Annotated in this window: 21 protein-coding genes; 5 read left to right on the top strand and 16 right to left on the bottom strand. The window is 33.8% G+C overall.

The features are described from left to right. Nucleotides 1-21: 21 nt before the first annotated feature. Nucleotides 22-1,500, bottom strand: coding sequence for a DHA2 family efflux MFS transporter permease subunit (locus ACUN0F_RS17220; RefSeq protein ID WP_445539789.1), 1,479 nt, complete (start codon nucleotides 1,498-1,500; stop codon nucleotides 22-24). 387 nt (nucleotides 1,501-1,887) lie between these two features. On the opposite strand from ACUN0F_RS17220, the gene ACUN0F_RS17215 reads away from it, so the two are divergent. After that, nucleotides 1,888-2,478 (top strand): hypothetical protein, encoded by a 591-nt coding sequence (locus ACUN0F_RS17215; protein ID WP_445539788.1) that lies wholly within the window; start codon nucleotides 1,888-1,890, stop codon nucleotides 2,476-2,478. Nucleotides 2,479-2,786: 308 nt separating this feature from the next. On the opposite strand, the gene ACUN0F_RS17210 is transcribed toward ACUN0F_RS17215, so the two are convergent. From ACUN0F_RS17210 to ACUN0F_RS17200, 3 genes are all read right to left on the bottom strand, one after another. After that, nucleotides 2,787-3,476, bottom strand: coding sequence for a YwbE family protein (locus tag ACUN0F_RS17210; protein ID WP_264461113.1), 690 nt, complete (start codon nucleotides 3,474-3,476; stop codon nucleotides 2,787-2,789). 286 nt (nucleotides 3,477-3,762) lie between these two features. After that, nucleotides 3,763-4,161, bottom strand: coding sequence for a DUF1259 domain-containing protein (locus ACUN0F_RS17205; protein ID WP_000589726.1), 399 nt, complete (start codon nucleotides 4,159-4,161; stop codon nucleotides 3,763-3,765). Between the two features lie 284 nt (nucleotides 4,162-4,445). Further along, nucleotides 4,446-4,607 carry a hypothetical protein gene (locus tag ACUN0F_RS17200; protein WP_264461112.1) on the bottom strand — a complete coding sequence of 54 codons (162 nt, stop codon included), beginning with the start codon at nucleotides 4,605-4,607 and terminating at the stop codon, nucleotides 4,446-4,448. A 371-nt stretch (nucleotides 4,608-4,978) separates the two neighbouring features. On the opposite strand from ACUN0F_RS17200, the gene ACUN0F_RS17195 reads away from it, so the two are divergent. Beyond that, the gene (locus tag ACUN0F_RS17195; protein ID WP_445539787.1) at nucleotides 4,979-5,335 is read left to right on the top strand and encodes a hypothetical protein; all 357 of its coding nucleotides are present in this window, start codon (nucleotides 4,979-4,981) and stop codon (nucleotides 5,333-5,335) included. A gap of 103 nt (nucleotides 5,336-5,438) precedes the next feature. Further along, nucleotides 5,439-5,816, top strand: coding sequence for a hypothetical protein (locus ACUN0F_RS17190; RefSeq protein WP_215561702.1), 378 nt, complete (start codon nucleotides 5,439-5,441; stop codon nucleotides 5,814-5,816). 366 nt (nucleotides 5,817-6,182) lie between these two features. On the opposite strand, the gene ACUN0F_RS17185 is transcribed toward ACUN0F_RS17190, so the two are convergent. The 5 genes from ACUN0F_RS17185 to ACUN0F_RS17165 form a co-directional block, all read right to left on the bottom strand. Next, nucleotides 6,183-6,842 (bottom strand): serine/threonine protein kinase, encoded by a 660-nt coding sequence (locus tag ACUN0F_RS17185; protein ID WP_141550954.1) that lies wholly within the window; start codon nucleotides 6,840-6,842, stop codon nucleotides 6,183-6,185. A 665-nt stretch (nucleotides 6,843-7,507) separates the two neighbouring features. Further along, nucleotides 7,508-7,993 carry a hypothetical protein gene (locus tag ACUN0F_RS17180; RefSeq protein ID WP_445539786.1) on the bottom strand — a complete coding sequence of 162 codons (486 nt, stop codon included), beginning with the start codon at nucleotides 7,991-7,993 and terminating at the stop codon, nucleotides 7,508-7,510. 27 nt (nucleotides 7,994-8,020) lie between these two features. Then, nucleotides 8,021-8,236 (bottom strand): hypothetical protein, encoded by a 216-nt coding sequence (locus ACUN0F_RS17175; RefSeq protein ID WP_046958048.1) that lies wholly within the window; start codon nucleotides 8,234-8,236, stop codon nucleotides 8,021-8,023. 62 nt (nucleotides 8,237-8,298) lie between these two features. Beyond that, nucleotides 8,299-8,769 (bottom strand): hypothetical protein, encoded by a 471-nt coding sequence (locus tag ACUN0F_RS17170; RefSeq protein ID WP_000865350.1) that lies wholly within the window; start codon nucleotides 8,767-8,769, stop codon nucleotides 8,299-8,301. A 432-nt stretch (nucleotides 8,770-9,201) separates the two neighbouring features. Continuing rightward, a complete protein-coding gene (locus tag ACUN0F_RS17165; RefSeq protein WP_000272493.1) occupies nucleotides 9,202-9,390 on the bottom strand; it encodes a DUF4177 domain-containing protein in 189 nt (62 codons plus the stop codon). Between the two features lie 679 nt (nucleotides 9,391-10,069). Between ACUN0F_RS17165 and ACUN0F_RS17160 the strand changes: the two genes are divergently transcribed. Beyond that, nucleotides 10,070-10,402 (top strand): DUF1904 family protein, encoded by a 333-nt coding sequence (locus ACUN0F_RS17160; RefSeq protein WP_001120939.1) that lies wholly within the window; start codon nucleotides 10,070-10,072, stop codon nucleotides 10,400-10,402. 375 nt (nucleotides 10,403-10,777) lie between these two features. Here ACUN0F_RS17160 and ACUN0F_RS17155 read toward each other — a convergent pair whose 3' ends face one another. The 6 genes from ACUN0F_RS17155 to ACUN0F_RS17130 form a co-directional block, all read right to left on the bottom strand. Then, nucleotides 10,778-12,055, bottom strand: coding sequence for an ATP-grasp domain-containing protein (locus tag ACUN0F_RS17155; RefSeq protein ID WP_445539785.1), 1,278 nt, complete (start codon nucleotides 12,053-12,055; stop codon nucleotides 10,778-10,780). A 14-nt stretch (nucleotides 12,056-12,069) separates the two neighbouring features. Then, complete coding sequence (locus tag ACUN0F_RS17150) at nucleotides 12,070-13,314, bottom strand: MFS transporter (RefSeq protein WP_445539784.1); 1,245 nt, start codon at nucleotides 13,312-13,314, stop codon at nucleotides 12,070-12,072. A gap of 761 nt (nucleotides 13,315-14,075) precedes the next feature. Further along, the gene (locus tag ACUN0F_RS17145) at nucleotides 14,076-14,705 is read right to left on the bottom strand and encodes a LysE family translocator (RefSeq protein WP_000274246.1); all 630 of its coding nucleotides are present in this window, start codon (nucleotides 14,703-14,705) and stop codon (nucleotides 14,076-14,078) included. 209 nt (nucleotides 14,706-14,914) lie between these two features. Further along, a complete protein-coding gene (locus ACUN0F_RS17140) occupies nucleotides 14,915-15,130 on the bottom strand; it encodes a hypothetical protein (RefSeq protein ID WP_001104093.1) in 216 nt (71 codons plus the stop codon). Between the two features lie 332 nt (nucleotides 15,131-15,462). Further along, complete coding sequence (locus tag ACUN0F_RS17135; RefSeq protein WP_445539783.1) at nucleotides 15,463-16,908, bottom strand: L,D-transpeptidase family protein; 1,446 nt, start codon at nucleotides 16,906-16,908, stop codon at nucleotides 15,463-15,465. A gap of 957 nt (nucleotides 16,909-17,865) precedes the next feature. Next, the gene (locus tag ACUN0F_RS17130; protein ID WP_264461106.1) at nucleotides 17,866-18,288 is read right to left on the bottom strand and encodes a hypothetical protein; all 423 of its coding nucleotides are present in this window, start codon (nucleotides 18,286-18,288) and stop codon (nucleotides 17,866-17,868) included. Between the two features lie 102 nt (nucleotides 18,289-18,390). Between ACUN0F_RS17130 and ACUN0F_RS17125 the strand changes: the two genes are divergently transcribed. Then, entirely contained in the window at nucleotides 18,391-18,681 is a 291-nt protein-coding gene (locus ACUN0F_RS17125; RefSeq protein WP_264461105.1) for a hypothetical protein, read from the top strand. Between the two features lie 170 nt (nucleotides 18,682-18,851). On the opposite strand, the gene ACUN0F_RS17120 is transcribed toward ACUN0F_RS17125, so the two are convergent. After that, nucleotides 18,852-19,847, bottom strand: a complete 996-nt coding sequence (locus ACUN0F_RS17120; protein WP_001046585.1) for a D-cysteine desulfhydrase — start codon at nucleotides 19,845-19,847, stop codon at nucleotides 18,852-18,854. Nucleotides 19,848-20,117: the final 270 nt, after the last annotated feature.

Below are 20,117 nucleotides of genomic sequence, written 5' to 3'. Positions count from 1 at the left end.
TATCTAAAGTTTTGTTTCACTCTACCGATTTAACCTCTCAATAGCTTCCGGGCTTGTATCTACACGTTTAACGAAAAAAACTAATAGTAGTGCAACAACATTCATGCCAAGCGCTACATAGAATGAATATTGAATTCCGGATAATAAAGCCTTCTGAGTTAACATTGCCTTCGTAGCTTCTGTGAAGGTTGTTGGATCTACATCAGCCATTAAACTTTCAGCTTTTGTTTTTGTTACAGAATTCATAATCGTAACAAGAATAGCAGTACCAATTGAACCGGACACTTGTTGAGCTGTATTATTAACAGCTGTACCGTGCGGATTTAAGCGAGTTGGCAATTGATTAAGGCCATTTGTCATAAGCGGCATCATCACCATCGCCATCCCAAACATCCGCAGTGTGTAAATAAGAATAATATGTGTGTGACTAGAGTCGAGTTGCAGGTTTGCTAACATATAAGTTGAAACGGCTGTAATGGAAAGTCCTACTATACCAAGAATACGAGGGCCATATTTATCAAATAGTTTACCTGTAATTGGTGACATAATTCCCATTATTACCGCACCTGGAAGCATCATCAGCCCAGAGCTCAGCGGTGAAATACCGCGGACGTTTTGTACATAAGCTGGTGTTAAAATCATACCCGAAAACATGGCCACTGCGTTAACAATCGCAATTACAGACGCAAGTGCAAACATTGGGTACTTGTAAACACGTAAATCCAATAACGGTTCATTCATTTTTAATTGACGGATAATGAAAGTAATTAGGGCAATAGCGCCTATAATTAAGGTTGTTAAAACAACTTTATTCGTCCAACCGTCGGAGCTTGCAGAACTGAATCCATATAACAAACCACCAAAACCGACAGAAGATAATAGTAATGAGAGATAATCAAGTTTTGCATTTTTGTTTTGTCTCATGACATTCTCCGATTTCCAAACCCCTAACAGTAAGCTAATGATTGCTAACGGTAAAATCATTTCAAAAAGCAAACGCCAGTCATAATATTCTACAATATACCCCGATAGTGTCGGTCCAATTGCTGGAGCTGTAATCATAACTAATCCAAAAATCCCCATCGCTGTTCCCCTTTTTTCTCTTGGAAAGCTTACTAGCATAATATTCATTAATAAAGGCCCCATGACTGAAGAACCTGCTGCTTGAACCATCCGGCCAGTAAGTAATAAACTAAAGTTCGGTGCTAAAGCCGCTAAAGCCGTACCAAGAATAAAAATCAACATAGATGTAATAAATAAGCTCCTATTGGAGAAGCGGGTTATTAAAAATGCTGAGGCCGGAATTAATATACCACTTACAAGCATATACCCTGTAGAAAGCCACTGAATCGTTGAATAATCTTTAATGTCTAAATCCTTCATTATGGATGGCAAGGCTACATTTAAAAGCGAGTTATTTAGAAATGAAACAAATGCTCCAATAAAAAGGATCACAAGCATTAAATATGGTGGTTTTCTTTTATGTAATGTTTCACTCATATATTCATTTGCCCCTTCATTATAAATTCCATTAATTCGTTTAAGTCGTTTGTATATCTGCACAAGAATACATTATCCTTGCAGTATTTTGCCAAACTCTTCGAATGGATATTCTCTTTTTAGCAATTCTATTTGCTCAACATAACATTTTAAAATCTCTTTTATTGATTAAACCTTTATAAACACGTTTGTTAACCGAAATTAAATTAGGCTGAATTTTGAGGTGGAGTTGTCTTATTGCCCACAAATAGTAGGATAAATCAACAAGACCATACACCTATTCCTTTAAATACAGGCTTGTAAATCTAGTTATGTAACCATCCATAAAAAGGAATATTACATAGGCTAAGTCTAACATTACATTTTTAAAGTGAGGGGAATAAACTTATGTACCAATATTGGTATTTGAATTCAGAGGGCAACGGTGAGCAATATAATAACCAAATTGCAATGTCAGCATTATATTTACAGCCCCAAATAGCTAAAGCTGAGGGAATGAATGATTTGAAGATTCCTGAGAATTGGAGTTGTCGAGTCTATCCATTTGGTTGGGATTCGCCAGCCAATTATACGGGTTTCAATCCTCAAACTCCTCCCTTCTCTATAGGTCAGCCAATCCATTATGCAGGGATGATGCCACAAGGACATCCCACTAATTGGACTCCATTACAAGGCTATGTAGGTAATTTTCAAAAACCTCCCTTACCCTGGGCTCAACCATTCAATCATACAGGGATGTTCGCACAAGGGCATCTTGCCGCTTTACTATCGCCGCCAGCCAAAGCTTTTAATTTCAATACCAATAACTGGGGTGTTTTTGGAAACCCTCTAGGATGGGGAGGACAGGTAAGTCCCATGGGGTGGGGGAATAACGGTCAACCAGGAATGTTTGGAAACTTATTTACAGTAGGAAAAGGCACCATGAATGGAATCGGAATGCTTAGTAGTCTAATCGGTATGGGAAAGTTCTTCTTTTAGTTAATTAGAACAGGCGGATAGGTCCATAGCCCAAACTTAAAAACAATTTCCTTTTTCATTTCTCAAACATGCCCCCTGAGTGTATTTCTTATATAGTTCCAGTACTCCCTCCAAGTTCGTTTCCTCTCCTTTCAAATTATAAAAAACATCTATTACCTTGTATGCGATAACTTGATAGAGATGTGGTGACATTAACAAAACGCAAATTTCGTACACTAAGCAAAACGCTACAAAAAACCGGTTCCTTTACGAATGAACCGGTTTTTTGTAGTTTTTATTTATTTGAAAAGTAGTCAAATCTTCTTTCACTAGTTAACACTTTGAACACGGCCAATTTGTCCATCTTGTAATCGAACTTTAATGCCGTATGTATGTGTTTCACTATGTGTCAAAATGTCTTTCACAACACCACTTACAGTTTTGCTATAGTCATTATCTAATTGAATAACTACATGTGAACCAACTGAAATTTGTGATCTTGTTGGTTTCCCACCTGTTGCTTGTGTTGTTTTTTCTTGTTTTTGTGTTCTCTCTTGTTGTATAGACTGTTGTTGCTGAGTCTTCTGCTCTTGTTGTTTACGCTTTTCTTCTTCTACTCTTTGCTGCTCTTCTTGTTTACGCTTCTCTTCTTCTACCCTTTGCTGCTCTTCTTGTTTACGCTTCTCTTCTTCTACCCTTTGCTGCTCTTCTTGTTTACGTTTTTCTTCCTCTGCTCTTTGCTGCTCTTCTTGCTTACGTTTTTCTTCCTCTGCTCTTTGCTGCTCTTCTTGCTTACGCTTCTCTTCTTCTGCTCTTTGTTGCTCTTCTTGTTTACGTTTTTCTTCCTCTGCTCTTTGTTGCTCTTCTTGCTTACGTTTTTCTTCCTCTGCTACTTTTTTATCTTCATCTATTTTTTGCTCATCCTCTGCTACTTTTAATTTTTCTTCATCACCTTTACAAGCACTTAAAGCCATTACACACAAGCTCATAAGTACACATAATAACAATTTCTTTAACATTAAAAAATCCTCCTATATATACATTACAAATTAATAACTTTCATAGCATAACAAAAATATATGTATTTCTTTGTCAAAATTTGTTGTAAATATTTAATTTCTACTAAAAGACTGACACTACAATAAAAGCGGAGATTATTATATCGATTCGTGCACAGGAATTACGTTCGTTTGCTAGTCAAGTGAACTTAATTAATAAAATACAAAGAAAAACCTTCATCTTATGTATAAAAGGATCTTTCAATTAAAGATCCTTTTATATCGCTCATTTAACTAAATAAATTGGTTAATTGCATAACGCTCTTCTAACTTTCCTTGCGAAACTTAGCGGATCATCAACGTCTTCGATATTAACGTAAATTAAATTCGGATCATCACATAACCACTCATTGTGTATAGACGAAACGATTATTCCTTGTTTAATAATTGTAGCAACAAATCCATTGACTTCTTTTTGTAAGAGAGCTATCCGTCCTAGACATAATGCCCGTCCAGTTTTATTATCTCTTGATTCGAATGAGAAGGAAGTTGTTACTCTAAAACGTTTTCCTAAGATAGTTGCTTGTATTTCATCCCGATTTATTGTAGCCACGCATTTTCCACCGGCGAACCCTTCTTGGCCACCGATAATTCTTGCAAACTGTTGACAAATTAATTCATCATTAAACGCCATACCTTTAATCATCCCCCCTTTTACTGTTAGGTTATGAATGAATACATAGGTCTGAAACGGTAATGAATCTATTCTATTCCAAAAAATATTATCGAAATCTAACGAAGTCTATTATATGGTAAGGCATTTTTAGAGAGCACAAAAAAACACCCTAAGGTGCCATCCTCCGACTTAAGAATCATATCTATGTATGGAGAAATTTAGAAAAGAGAAGGTTCTAACTATAATTTATAAAGCTATTATGCCATGAATTACATACATATTTCCTTATTTACTGGGAGCAGAATCCCATTATATTACTTTCTGATCAGTCTCGTTAAAGCCATCCCAATAAATCCAACACCCATACCTATTAGCCATCCTGTTTGAGCATTATCTAACATAGATCCCACTCCTCCGCCAAGAAACATGCAGCCAACAAATACTAATCCTCCAATTCCCCAATTCGGCCTTTCCATAATTCAATCACATCCTTTTAATAAAACATATGCTTTTAGCTATCTAAACTTTCTTGCATAGGATGGTTAATTTTTTTGCTTAAGTTTAGCACTATCAGGGAATTCATAAGATGCGAAGATTGAACCATTTGAATGAATTGCAGAGGGTGAATTTCATTTCTTCATATTATAATAACTTAGGAATGTGTTCCACAATCTATGACTCACCCCACCGCTATCCAGCTCAGAAAAGAAAGTAAAAACGAAAATTATATGCATCATTGACTACTGTTAATGAGACGTTATGTTAACCTCACATGAAGACCCTATTCATCCAAATTTACACAAAGTTGTCCTTGCTGATGGTACAATTAAAATCATGGAGGGATATTATGGGAATTTATTTTGTAATAACACTACTTCTTATAAACGGCACTGCAATATTCTTATTTTTCTTGTCTGTTTCACCAAAAATTAAGGCTAAAAACCTATCTTCAATAATGATCTGTTTAGGGATAAATCTAATCATAAGTCCAGCGGCTTTTCTTATAGGTGGGATAGCTGATTATGCAGGTGTAGCGGCTAATTATAGGGCTTATTTTGCGGGTGAGTCGGCAACAACCCCTCCTCTAGTTAGTCGTGCACTTTATTTTTTGGGAGGATTTCTCTTTATTCAGGGAATTCCACTGCTCATACTACTTGCAGCTTTTTGGAAGTTTGCTAGAGCAAAGAAAATAAAACAAGTATAGAAGGATGAGTGGATGCTTTTTAGAGTAGGGATCCGCTTTTTTCTCGCTACCAATAATAGGATTTCATGTCATACAATGGAGTTAATATTAGAAAACTGTGAGGATGATTACGTTGATAAAATTTGTAATTAGTTATGCTGCAAATCTGTTTGCTTTTATTTTTGGATGGTTCTTGATTTCATATATTTCTCATCCTAGCTTTATTCACCCGAACGTTGTATTAGGATTCATTAAAACGATCGTCACTTATGGTAGTATACCGGCTCTTGTAGCCTGTCTAATTGGGGAAGTGTTATACAGGAAAATCAAACGATGTAGAGAATTTCAATTTGGAATTCCTATATTTATAGGACTAGCAGTTATCTATACACTTATACCATTTCTTTTTCTTTTTCCTTTTAATTTTTACCATTTCTTTGATTTCGTTGCACCTGTTATTATGGGGGCCTTATCTTTTTATTTAGTACGTAGAAAAATATAATTAACTTCAAGAGTGTGACAGAAAGAAGCCGGAGTGAATAAAACCATACTGTGCTCAAAAAACGCATCAATTCCTTGCAAAATCAACAATAAAAAGTATTTGTAGACCTTAGAATTAAACGGGACGAGAACAATCAAAATGCCGGCATTGCTTTACTTAAAAGAAGAGTTGAAAAGTTAGAGAAAAAAGAATAAAGGGTTTGAGGAAGAAAATAAGTAATTGCGTGAAAAAGGAAATGTAAAGTTTACTGATTACTTCATAAAGTTATAAAATTAGGACCGTACATATTAGACATATCTAAAATGTACGGTCCTTTTGTTTACTAGTGATTCACTTACCTAACTTAAAAATAAGTATGTGGTCCTTTTACAATTTGAATTTCTTTTTAAGCTTCTTATATTTTCTATACGAACGTCTAACAATGTTTAGCATAAAATACGGTACTTTAACAGGGAAAGGAAATTTATAAATGAAAGGCAAATAAAATGTAAAATATGCCTTTTCTAGGTCTCTCCACTTACTATCTTCTTTTGTTTTTAAGAAATCAGATACATCGACTACATATCCCCTTCCCTTTTCCATCATCACATTTTTCCCGTGAACATCACAAGGAGTTAATCCTTGTTCCCTTGCATACTCTAAAGCTGCATTGATATCAAGGATCACCTGCTTAGGAATTTTAATCCCCTTATGAACAGCATCGTATAAGGTAATTTCTTTTAAACGTTTCAATACTATGAAATTTTCTCCTTTATATATAAGCTTCGAATAAGAAGGGTGGTTTCCGATTTTCCGGTATACTTCTGACTCTTTTTCAATTCCTTCTCCTTCTCGTGCGTAAACTTTCACTACCCAATCTTTGTACTCTTTGTGCATAAATACTGCGGCATAATTACCTATCCCTAAACACTGCCAAAGTCTAGGAATATCTTTAACTACTACAGGCTCGAATTCATCCTCACTTCTAATGCTTACCTCTTTTAATAATTCGTCCTTTATCAATCTCACAAAACTGTTTATACTCATCATTTCCACTCCGGTTTTGCTAAAAGGGGGCCCACCCACATTTTAACGAAAATATACACTAAGTGAATTTTAGCATAAAACGAGTCATCTTTTTTCTTCAAATAAAAAGATGACTCGTTTTATTTGAACTGTTGAATACTTAGTATGTATTCCACTATTCATAGCCAAAAACCGTACAACATAAAAATATTTCCAACTATTTTTACGTATTTTCATTTTTTCAAAAGCAACTGTATAAGGGCTTTTATTAGTGCAAGTTCTCTTCGTTCCTTGGCCATGCCAAATCCATGTTTGTTCATCGCATAAATATAACTTAACTTTTCATCTGGATCGGCAAGACAGAATGATCCTCCTGCGCCTGGGTGCTGTACAAAATACAAAATTATCGTTCTGGGGGTGGTGTGAGCTTTTAACTTGATGGGTATGGGGTACCGCCACATGCCCATCAACTTAAGAAAAGTAAATACCCCAAAAAGAAAAAATGAGTTGAATTCTCAAAATAACTAATTGTAGAGAAAAAGAATTTTCATTTAGTGTGTACTTCAAAATAATACCATTTAAAATACCGGTTCTTATTAGAACCGGTATTTTTATTATGTATTAAGCTTTAGGATCCATTAATTATAGGATAGCCTATAGATTTAACACACTCCCCTATAGTTAGGTTACTTAGATTTTTTCAATTCTTTGTTTGCTTTATCAATTAACTTAGAAGCAGTCTCTAATCTTTCAACCCCAGCATCAACTTTATTTTCTTTACCCTTATCTAAACCTTCTTGTATGATTGCCACTCCATCTTTTACATGAATCATCGCTACACCTACATTATGTTGTACTGGGTGATCTTTTTCTTCATACTCTAACTTACTTATTTTGTCCACTAACTGTAAATAAGGTTTAGATACTTCTTTTAACTTTTCTGACTTTTTCTTCATTGACTTGCTACTTTTTACAATACCGTCTATTTCCTTAGATTGTTCGGAGAAATCTTTCATTAAATATTCTAGGTTCTTACTGAAGTCTTCTTTTTTATTCTGTTTAACAGAAGCTTCCATTGCTTCATCTTTCTTAACCTTTGTCTCACATCCAACCCCAGTTAACATTAACATTGGAACTACTAAAAAAGATAAAATCTTACGTTTCATTGACATATACCCCTTTGTTTTAGAATGCTTTTTCTATTCATTCCACTTTTCCTCAGCTATAGCTAGATCTTCAATAATAGTGTTAAACTCTTTATTTAATTGGAGTAGATTTCCTGCATAAATATCTTCCTTTTTTGCATCTTCTTTCGAAACAATAGCGTGCTCTTCATCTATTGCATTACTTCCACAACCAACTCCTCCTACTAATAGCATGAAGGGTAACGCAAGTTTTAATGCCTTTCGTTTCATATCTCTCCCTGCTTTCTTCAAACTCATTTTCTAGTAGTTCAGAAGATAACTAAATTACCTTGCTATTTAATGTCTTTCATCATCTCGTTTGCTTCGTCTATCTTCTTAGAAGCCTTAACTACTGCATCATTACCTATTTCTATTAATTTTCTATCTTTTAATTCTAGACCGTCTCCAATCGATTTAAGTGACATATCTAGTAAACCCATAGCAGTATCCATTGTAAATTGCACATCTTTATACTTTTCGTCATGCTTTAATTTTTTAACCTTTTCAGATGTTTCAAGTAAGTCTTTAGAAGCTAAATCAAATTCTTTCTTCTTCTCTTCTACTGACTTTTGGCCTGTTAATATGTCACTTACGACCTTGGACTGTTCAGAAACATCTTTCATTAGATAGGCTAAGTTTTCTTCATAGTCTTCTTTCTTATTTTGCTCAATAGAAATTTTACTGTCTACTTGTTTTTCTTTTGTAGTACACCCTGCTACAAACATAAGTGAAAATGCTAATAATATTAGATTCTTTACCTTCAAACCCCTACACCCCCTAAAAAATTGTAAGTAATTAACATATGAAACCATAACATAAATTACGTAAATAGACTATAAAAAAATAGCGATTCTTACGATAAATTTTGAGTATTCTAACAACCTTAAAATATGTATCACAATTATAAAGTATCTGGCTCCATATACTTTTTTAATAATCCTTTATTCAACTTCTAAAGTTTAGTATTTTGTTGCTTTTTATGCTCCCTAGGATACCGTCAGCATTTTTCAAAATAATCTATGCTATGCCGAAAAATAAAATCAGCTGTCCATGTGGACAGCTGATTTACATAATTATCGATATCGGAAGTTGATTAATATTAGCTTATTTGTCTTATAAGTTAAATCGAGAACAATTAGATTCCAAAATATTTCAGTTCTTTTTGTATGTTATTTAAGGCAAACCTCTTTCGTTTTTTAAAGAAGTTCTTTGGTTCGTTTGAAGATAATCTCCAAAGAAGTCGTATATCCTGCGAGTGTTAGCGTAAGGACTTGAACAAATTCCCAACCATCCTCAGCATGTTCTATAATAATACGCTTATAATCTTCTTTGGGTTGCCCTTTCCATCCATCAATTTCGACTTTCACAAATTTGTAATCATACATATTCTTCCACCCCTTTTCCCTAATTGTACCATTTAGAAGAAGCGATGTATTGTACTTTTTTGACTGTATACTCTATACATATGGAGTTAACATAACACATCATTATCAGTAGCAAGGACAAGGAGGAATCTTCCCCTTACAAGGGAACCTCCTTTCTTTGTTCTATCGACCTATGCATTTTTTTATACATTCCTATCCTGGCACGGTTTTAGGGTTCTTTTTTGTTGTTGGATCAACAAAAAAATTGTATTAAATTTTGCATACTCCTAGGGGTCACTATATATGAACGCTACGTATTTGACTTTCTCAATGACCAACATTACTTAACGTGGTAAAATATTATTCGGATGGGAATCCAATGTTATTAAAATTAAAGTGGTTATCAAGTCGGAGGAAGGCACCTTAATGTGTCTTTTCTTTTTAAAATATATAAGCGCACCATCCCTTTCCTAATAGAGGCCTCCCCTCCAGCCTCCTTACAGGGAGAATGATAAGGCTTTTTTATTTACCCAATTACCGAGCTCTCAAATATTTTAAATAGTTACAATACATGTATTGCTTCAATAACTTATGATTATTCTTAAGAATGTCATTGAAATGTACCAATAGATGTTAGTGCAGTAAAATAAATTGTGTTATGATGTGAGCAAATATAAAGCTATTTAACGGAGGGATTCAAATGCCGCATGTTATGTTTCGTGGAATTACTACTGAACAATTAAAACGCATAAGCAAGCCATTAGTAGAAGAGCTCGCAGAGATTTGTGAGTGTGGTACGGATAATTTTACGTTGGAACTACCAAGTTCTACGTTTGTATTCAATGGAGAAGAAATAGAAGCGTTTCCTCTTATTGAAGTGAAATGGTTCGAGCGTGGACAGGAAATTCGTGATCGATTTGCCAAGGCCATTACTACATATGTAATGGATTTTGGACTTCCAGAAGTAGAGGTTGTATTTACGGTTTTCACAGAATCAGCGTATTATATTAACGGGAAGCATTGTGCAAGTTAGAGCTATGTGAAAGATTTTTGTAACATTTATAAGGGGTAGAACCACATTGCCATCATGCTAAGAAAAGCGAATATCCAAACACAAAAAAATGAACTCAATTCTCATAGACAACTAGCTGTGAAGAAATATTTTTTTGTTTGGGGGGACATCAAAATATTAGCTTGATAGGTATGGGTACCGCCAGTATTTCAAAAAAACGCTAAGCACATTTCAATACAAAAAAGCCGAGTTTTATCCCACTAAGGATAAAATTCGGCTAATTGTAATTTCCATTGAAGGACTCGTTATATAAACTCGCCATTTTTATCGAAAAATATAGCTTTAGCTAATGTATTTGTGGCCTCACTCTTATCCACTTATTGATTAATAGACCAGTCATTTGCTACATTTCTTTTTACATATATTTTTTAAAGAAGGTTTCCATTCTGATAAATCCTGATAAACAAACGTTATATTGTCACATATTTTCTCTGCAACTTCATACATATGTTCTAAATCATTAGCCGTGAATAATATACTTCCCTTGCGTTGAGTACTGTCTACAATAGTTGGTATGGTATCGCCCTCTTTTACTAATAGATCAATTAATACGACTTCGGATATGTTAGCTAACTCTTTATACTTGATTTCTTTTATGCAACCTGGCTTTGGAATCAGACTTAAAGACATAGCTTGACATTTTGAAGGTACACATCTAAATTCATCTATAGTCTCAGTAGCTAATGTCTCATAATAGTATCCAAATTGAGATATACCGGTTGTTAGTTCCACCATATTCCAAATATTGCCGCCACCTATTCTAACTTGAGACTCTATAATTATTGGCTTATTATGTTTATCTATCTTTATTTCTGTATGAGTAATGCCATTTTCCATTTGCACGTCGTCCAAAAATAACATTACTTTTCCCATAATTAACTGTTTTTGAGATTCATCTAAAGGTGCCGGCATAATCGTATAGTTTATTAGCAATGTATCTTCTTTAAATACTTCAGCTGATATAGCTAGTATAGAATGTTTTTTGTTATAAGAAACGGTCTCAACCGTATAAACTACATCACCTTCAATGTACTCTTCCGCTAAAACAGGTAGTTGAATTCCATTTTCTTCAATAAATATCCCTACGTCATCCCCCTTGTCTAACTTACATACTCCTTTACCACCTGCCCCAATCGGCGGCTTTATTATAACACTATCTTTTTTATGTAAAAATTCATTAATGTCTTTAATGTTATTGCAAACTGTCGAATCTATCGAAAAGTCTTTGCCTGCTAGAATTGCACGCATCATGTCTTTATTGCGAGTTATCATATTCGCATTGTAAGAAGGCCCTTTAACATTAAAAATCTTTGCAATTATGCAAGCCGTATCTAATGCTGTTTCGTTGAAGGATACAACCACATCAAAAGGTTTCTCTTTGAATAATTCTTCAGCATAGTATATAGACAAGGGGATGTTTGTTGTTTCTATTTCTTTTTTATAGAAACATTTTTCTAAGATAGCCCCATCAAAATATATGTGTTTAGCATAAGACCCTATATACGAAACAGTAAACCCACTGTCTAATGCATCTTGTATAGGTTTTGTCCATCCCCCTATAAATAAAATGTGTAGTTTGTTTTCTATGTCAGTCCCTTTTAATACCTTATGCATCATAATCATCCCCTCTAAAATGAACTCGTATATTCAATATCAGTTCCTTTTGATACGCCTCGTCTTAACAACGCCACTAAACACAATGTTGTTCCGAAACCTCCTATAAATAACGTAGTTTGAAGCCCGAATATAGAAATTAAAAATGCACTAGCAAAACTTCCCAATGCCCAAGCTCCCCAATTCAGCGTGCGCTGTACAGCATTTACTCGGCCCAGCATGTGATTTGGTGAGGCAAGTTGTCGTATAGTTGCAGCGTAAGGGCCAAATACACCTTCTCCCATACCATGTATGATACTTGCGGCTACTATACCGTAAACTGTTCCCATATAGCCCATTATCGGTATAAAAGCCAAACCGGTAACTGATACAGTAGCGCTATAAATAAGCATTTTTGTATTATTAATTTGTTGACTTTTTTTCATGAGAACCGTATTACCTATTAAAAATCCCACCGCTGCTGAACCTACAACAAACCCTATTTCAATTTCAGATAGCCCCATTACTTTATAAAGGAATATTACTAAAATGCTATTTAATATGTATTTAAAAAAGCCGTAAACAGCACCACAAGTTACAATCGGCTCCAATACAGGGTGTTTTTTGAAATATATCAAACCTTCATATATGTTTTGGTATATGGATTTTAAATTTACATCTTTTAAAGAACCTTCTGTATGCGATTTAAACTTTGAAATGAATAATACAAACATAAAACAAACAAAATACGTTACTGCGTCAACAGTGAATGAACCTGTTAATCCAACTAGGGTAATGACAATTCCAGCTAGTATAGGACCAATTACTATAGAAATAGACGCCGAAAGTGCTAGTTGCGCATTTCCTTTTTTTAAGTTGTCTTTATCTGTTACTATTTCCGGTAAGAAAGAAGGAATAGCGATGTTGTAAAACGTGGTGAATATTCCATTTAAAAACATGATACATACCAATAAAGGGAACGTTATAATATTTGTTACAGTCAGTATGAATACTGATAAAAACAATACTCCTTGACATATACTACAAATTAGCAAGACATTTTTCCTATGAAAAATGTCTATTAAAGCACCGGCTACTAATCCGAAAATTAGGTACGGGGCGAATATAACCCCACGAAGCATAGCAGCATTTGCTTCACTTGTTTGTAACACCTCTAATGCAAAAAGTGGCAAAGCTACTATTGTAAACTGAGTACCTAACAAACTTATAGACTGCCCTAGCCAAAGCTTTTGAAAATTAAAATGTTTGCTATCTTTCATAATATCCCCCCGTTAAATCCATATTTATAAATTATCAAGTTTTTGATATAAACAAGAACAGGCAAAACCTATCTTTCAACTAATGTCTGTACCACATAAAATTCGAAATCTAATATAAAAGCGATTTTAGTTTCAAAATGAAGAATTGATGTTTACTATTAGGACTCAAAAGCTTTCTGGCTAATGAAAAGATCAACTTCCGAAACATACTGCGCATTCGTTTATAAACCAATCGATATACAGTTTGAATTTACCCTTAATAATTTAGTTGTTAATTAGTTTTCTTCGAATTCATTTTCCAATCGTATGTCACTTTGAATCACCTCCAGCATCAGTATAACCTTGAAGGCACGCTGTTGTACGCATTTTGGAATGTAATAGCAAGATAACGAAGCTACGATGACGAAATGAATGGATTTAACCTTGTCATTGGAGGACATATTTACATCACAATTGATTAAAATACATCAAGCCCTATGGAATAAATTTTTAGATAAACCAAAATAACAAGCAAAAAGCCCCTTCCAATTTGGAAGGCACTGAAAAACTCCACTTCATAAGAAAAAGGATCCTACCACCTACTATATAAAGGTGATGGGGTCCTTTTTAATTTCAACATATTGATAAAATGCGTGTTATTTTCTCAAAGCAACCACTTTTTCAGTGGCCTCCCAATTTGAAGGGACTTTTTAGTATATAGAAATTAGCTTACATCCGAGGTAACATCTCTTGAATGGGGGGTATTTTTATATTATTCAGGTTTATTGAGGAGCCTTCGTTTGAAGCAATTTTAACCCCATACCAATAAAAATGATTCCCGTTACTTTATTTAGAATCATTCCTACCTGTTGATTTCCTCTTAATTTTTTCGTGACATATGAAGAGAAAAAAGCAACAAATAAACACCACAATAGTCCAGTTACTGTAAAAGTAATTCCTAAAATGATAAAAGGCATAGGACCTGAAGCCTTTGTATCTATAAATTGCGGAAGAAACGCAATAAAGAATAAAGAGACTTTTGGATTCGTAAGACTTGTTAAAAGTCCTTGTAAGTATATCTTTCCAATGTTCAATTTATTAGATGAGGCTTGAAAAGCTACATTGGTCTTATCAAGTATCATTTTAATTCCTAAATATACAAGATAGATAACACCTATAACCTTAATAGTGTTAAATAAAACAATTGATTTTGTAAGTATAATAGATAAACCAAAAGCAACCAATAATGTATGAACTAAAGAACCAGTAATAATACCAAAAACAGAATATACACCTGCTTTTCTACCTTGTGAAATACTTCTCCCCACAATATACATGGTATCTGCTCCAGGAATTAGATTTAATAAAATTCCTGTTAGTAAAAACACTTCGTAATTAATAATACCGTACATTCTAGCACCCCTATCTATTTTTTTGGTGCCCTTATTGATAATAAATGAAATAAAAGAAAAAGAACATTGTTTTCTATTTATTCAATAAAATTAGTGAATTCTTGATTTACAATCGATAAAACTGATGGGGTGTACCATTCGTATCGCGGATCCAAAACTCACTATTGAATAAATAAAACCCCAGAAATCCAAAGGTCTCTGGGGCTTCATTATATATTTAGCTCTTTTTGCTTTTTGTTTTGTTTATGTTTATACAGCAATTTTCGGCTTATGAGAGAAATCAGTAATAAGATCAGTACTAGTGCGAAAAGTTGCATAAATGATAAATTAAAATATTTAGCACCTGTAACGATTAACAGTGTAGAAATCGTACCTTTTACAATGAAAAAAATAATAATCCATAATCCGCCTTTTTTCCAGTTCATTTTTATATTACCCTTTCCTACGTTTAAATTCTTTAATGGGACACCTTATTAAAAATCTATTATATTAATAAAAAAGTCATGTCTAATTAAATGCAATGATTCTATAATAAGTGAAAATGATATTCAATGTCAATTTTATTGACTATTTGAATACTTGTTTCTTCATCTTAATCTCTTTCTACTTTGTTTCTTAGAAGCAATGAACTCTTGTTTTCAAACAAAAACACCTCCATTGAAATTGCACACTTAGTATGCAATTTCACGAGGTGTATTTTCATGTACCATCAGGTAAGATTTCCTGCTTTATTTATTTCTTGATACGCAGCTATTTTCTAGTACACAATAACTGGATCATATGTGTTCAAACTATCATACACAGTTTTTGCAACGTTAGGAAGAAGGTTTACACACCCGCCTGATCCTCCTGTTACATAAGCATTATTTCCCCAGTCTTTTCGCCAGCCTGCATCATGGAATCCTTGACCGCTATTTGTGAATGGAACCCAGTAATCTACTTTAACTGCATAATCAGCTTTACCTACTGCGCTTCCTTTAAGTGTGTATGGTGTTCGTTTATATAGAACGTACCACACACCTGGTGATGTATCTTCACTCGTGCTATGTTTACCAGTTACTACATTTGTTGTGACAACTAATTTCCCATCTTTATAAATCCAAATTTGTTGATCTGCAATGGAAACTTCTGCATATGTGTCTCCGATGCCATTATTCGAGGTTGTTTTATAGCCGATCCCTTCCTTCTCCCAACCATTCCCGTGAATATTAGAAGCAGAAAGCGATTTTTCGCCTTTTTCAAATGCTTGTTGAACTTGTTTTGTTTCTTTTTCCACATCTAGTGCCCAGCCGTATCCTTGTCCTTTTACTGATATAACCGAACCAGAATGTGTTTTAAAAGCGAAGTCTTTATGTAATGTAGATTTAGCCTTATTAATTTCAGCAACCTTATTCTTAATTTCGCTCGCATCGATTGTTACTTTCATATCCTTTGACATGGTAGCATTTTGAATTAAATCTTTCGCTTTTAATGAATATACTTCATCCTGCACTTTATAATCAACAGACTGCGTAAGAAGATTCTGTAATGCTTTCTCTTCTTTTTTGATGATTGGATCGTCTTCTTTAATAGGCTGTATGTATGCAGACTTTAGATGAATTTCGCTTTTATGCTTCTGCTTGTCGTAATCTCTTAGTAGATTCGTAACGTCATACTGTTTTCCATCAACGCTCTTCGCAATAACAACTTTTCCTTGTTCGAGCTTAGCCATAGCATCTTGAGGCGCTTTTAATTTTTCATTCATAGAAACAAGCTTTTCTTCTACAAGTTTTTTCATCGTTTCACTACGATACTGATCCGCTTCTTTCGGTAGCAATGAATAATCTTTTTCCTTTGTGGAAGGGAAAAATGTCCACTGACTTTTTAATAGTTTCTTAACTTGTGGCAAGTCTTTTTCCGTCAGTTCCGTTTTTGTATCTTGTTCATCTAAAATTTGTTGTTGATCAATATAGACTTTGTTTGCTAGTCCAGATGTTTTTAATTCCTGTATTGCCTGATCAGCGCTCAAACCACCGACTTTTGTATCGTTAATCGTAACATTCGAATTGAAGTGAGTTGCTTGATAATAACTCATTCCTCCAATAAGAAGTGCAATGAAACCGCCACCTGCTGCGATTAGCTTCCAATTTGTAAAACGTTTTTTTGATCTTACCCGTTTTTTCTCAACTTCTTCAACAGATTCATTTACTATATTGTTGTTCATCAATCTTTCCCCCGTATACATAAACGTCAATTGATTTTAAACCAAAACCATTGATTAGTGTACCTTATTTTTCCTGAAATTTCATTATTTTTAACCAAGTTTTATTCCATTTAATCGATTAAAGTTAGATTTTTTAATAGAAAGATATATAAAGATGGTAGATAAAGTGAAAAAGGATCACACCAGTCGAGTTATTATGAGCCCCTCACATTCACTGAATTTTGAAGGGCGATACTCTCTATAAACATTTTAACCTAGTAAAATAATTTTTAGAATGTTCAAGTTAGAGGCAGGCACATTAGAATGTCTTTTATCTATGAAAAATATTCACAAAAAATGGCCTACATGTAGACTCTTTTGTGTGAATATTTTAATTTCGCATATTTTATTAATTTAAATGCGAACTATGCTTCCCGCTTTTCACCAGGTTTCACAGCCTCTACTATCGGCCTAACGAATTTCACCTTATGACCTTTATCATCAACAATTTCAAGTTTCTTTAAAACTATTATATATGTTTGTACCACGCTTTATTGATACGATTAATCTTTTCAGGTGTTGAAGTTTTAGAATCATTCTTTGGTGTAATCCTATTATTAGAACATCCTGCAATGGCCAAACAGCATGTAGTCAATAAAACTAATAATATTAATTTCTTCAAATAGCCACTCCTATATAAGGGAAATATTATATTGAGAAAATTAAACATAACATCAAATCTTTGTAAAAACAATATATTTCCTAGTATTATTATTCAATGGCGGATTAATGGACACCTTAAGGTTCACTAATCCGCTTATACGCGGAGAACCTCATGCTCATCAAGTCAATGTCCAATTTCCATTTTATCCGATTCTCAATATTTATTCCAATATAAAAAGATAGCTATTTTTGTTGAATACTAATTATCTCCAAAAATGAAAAATACGAACTGAATTTCTATAACCCTATATACGCTTATTCAACTAGTTTCTCCCCTGTAACAATCTGAAACAAAGTGGCTGCATGTTTCCCTTCTAATTGAACGTACCGACTATCCCCCGCTATGATCTCTATTTTATCCTTATTAGGACTTATCCAAATTTGATACAACACAGCTTTCGCCTCTATTTTCGGATTTTTAAATTGAAAAATAAAGTGATAATCAGCTGGACGAGACATTTCCACTTTTTTATTTTCAAAAGTAGTATCATTTAATATTTTCTTTACTTGTAACACTTCGTTATTATCTGTCGCCATCTTAAAATCTTTATATTCATTATCATCAATATGTTTTTGCACTTGAATTCTTTGATCTTCATTTCCTACTATATTTGAACAGCCGGTTATTATGAGTATACAGATCGCAATAAAGACTAGAGACCAATTTCTAATTTTCATATTAATACCCTCTTTTCAATACAAAATATTTTAATTTGTAAAATAAAGGTAATTAATTTACACTTAAAAATATAAATAATAAAGAGAAAGGAGTATCGTTCCATGCAATTACAAACATACACTTGGAAAAGTTATACGTTTCTCATTGTAAGTATATTCGTTACTATTAATCTCTTTCTCTTCTCACCTATTTTAGACAGAGTTGGAGTAGAATATGTCGTGCCTTTCGCCTATTTCATATTAGCTTCCGCTGTTATAGCAATAATATTAGCAGTTATCTCTTTTTGCAGCCGAGCTGAGAAGAAAATTTTAGCCATTATCGGTTTATGTTTTACTCTATTTAACACAGCAATTATTTTATTTTCCCTTTGGTTTGGTTACCATTTCACTTAATTGAAATATAAATAAACTCCATAAGCCGCAAATAAAATTAACAGAATAGAAATGCTAAGTACCGTATATATGATCCATTTTACATTTGAACTCATATAATCTCCCTTCTCATTCCATAATAATTCCAGTATATAACAAAAAAGCATTGGATACCCAATGCTTTTTTACACTTACGCAAATAAAGATGTATTCGCATATAACGCTGGTGAACCACCTGAATGTACGAATAAAATGTTGTCTTCTTTATTAAATGTACCTTTTTTAATTAAGTCGATTAGTCCCGCTACTGCTTTACCTGTATATACTGGATCGAGTAAAATACCTTCAGTTTTCGCAAGTAATTGAACTGCTTCCACCATTTCTGGTGTTGGTAACGCGTAACCTGGTCCTACATATTCATCAAAGCATGTAACAGCTTCGCGCGGGATAAAGTTCGGAATACCAACGTGAGCTGACGTTTCCTCTACAAGTTTTGCTACTTTCTCTTCTTGTTCTGCTTTTCCTCTACTTACGTTGATTCCGATTACAGGAATGTGACTTTGTGTTCCAGCAAAACCAGTAATTAAACCAGCGTGCATACCAGCACTACCACTTACGCAAACAACTGTACTGAAATCAATTCCTTGGTCAAATGATTGTGCCATAATTTCTTGCGCACAAGCAACGTATCCCATTGCACCAGTAGGATTTGATCCACCAACTGGTATGACATATGGTGTATTACCTTTTTCACTTACTTCTTTCGCTACTTTATGCATCTCTTCCATAAGATCTGCTCCGTTTGGTACAACAATTACATTTTCAGCACCTAGTAAATGATATAAGAAATAGTTTCCGTTAAAGTCTGGCTTCTCTTCTGGCTCAAGCCCTTCTTCTAATACAAGAATACATTTCATTTTTTCTTTTACCGCAGCTGCAAGTGTTAGACGGCAATGATTTGACTGAATACCACCAGCTGTAATTAACGTATCTGCACCTTTTGCCTGTGCATCTGCAACTAGAAACTCTAACTTTCTCGTCTTATTACCACCAGCTGTTAAACCAAGTAAATCATCTCGTTTAAAATAAATAGTCGGCCCACCAAGTGCTTCAGAAAAATTGTTTAATTTTTCAATTGGAGTATATGACTCTGTATATTTTTTTCTCGGGAATTTAGCTAAATTCATTAATAACGCTCCTTTTGTACTTCTTTCACAATGTATGTAACGATACTATTATTACATGTAAAAATGATGAAGTCATCTTTCTGGGGGAAAAATGTATTGGAATTCGGTTTTGATGTATGAAATTGTATTAAAGATTTTAACTTCAATACGGTACATGAAATTTATATCAACGATTTTTCAAATATATCGTTCATAACTTGAAATATATCAACGATTTTTTCAATATATCGACGATTCGACATAAGATATCGATTTATCGATAAAAAAACA

Source organism: Bacillus sp. 1A (assembly GCF_052682215.1).
This window is presented reverse-complemented; position numbering and strand designations above follow the sequence as displayed.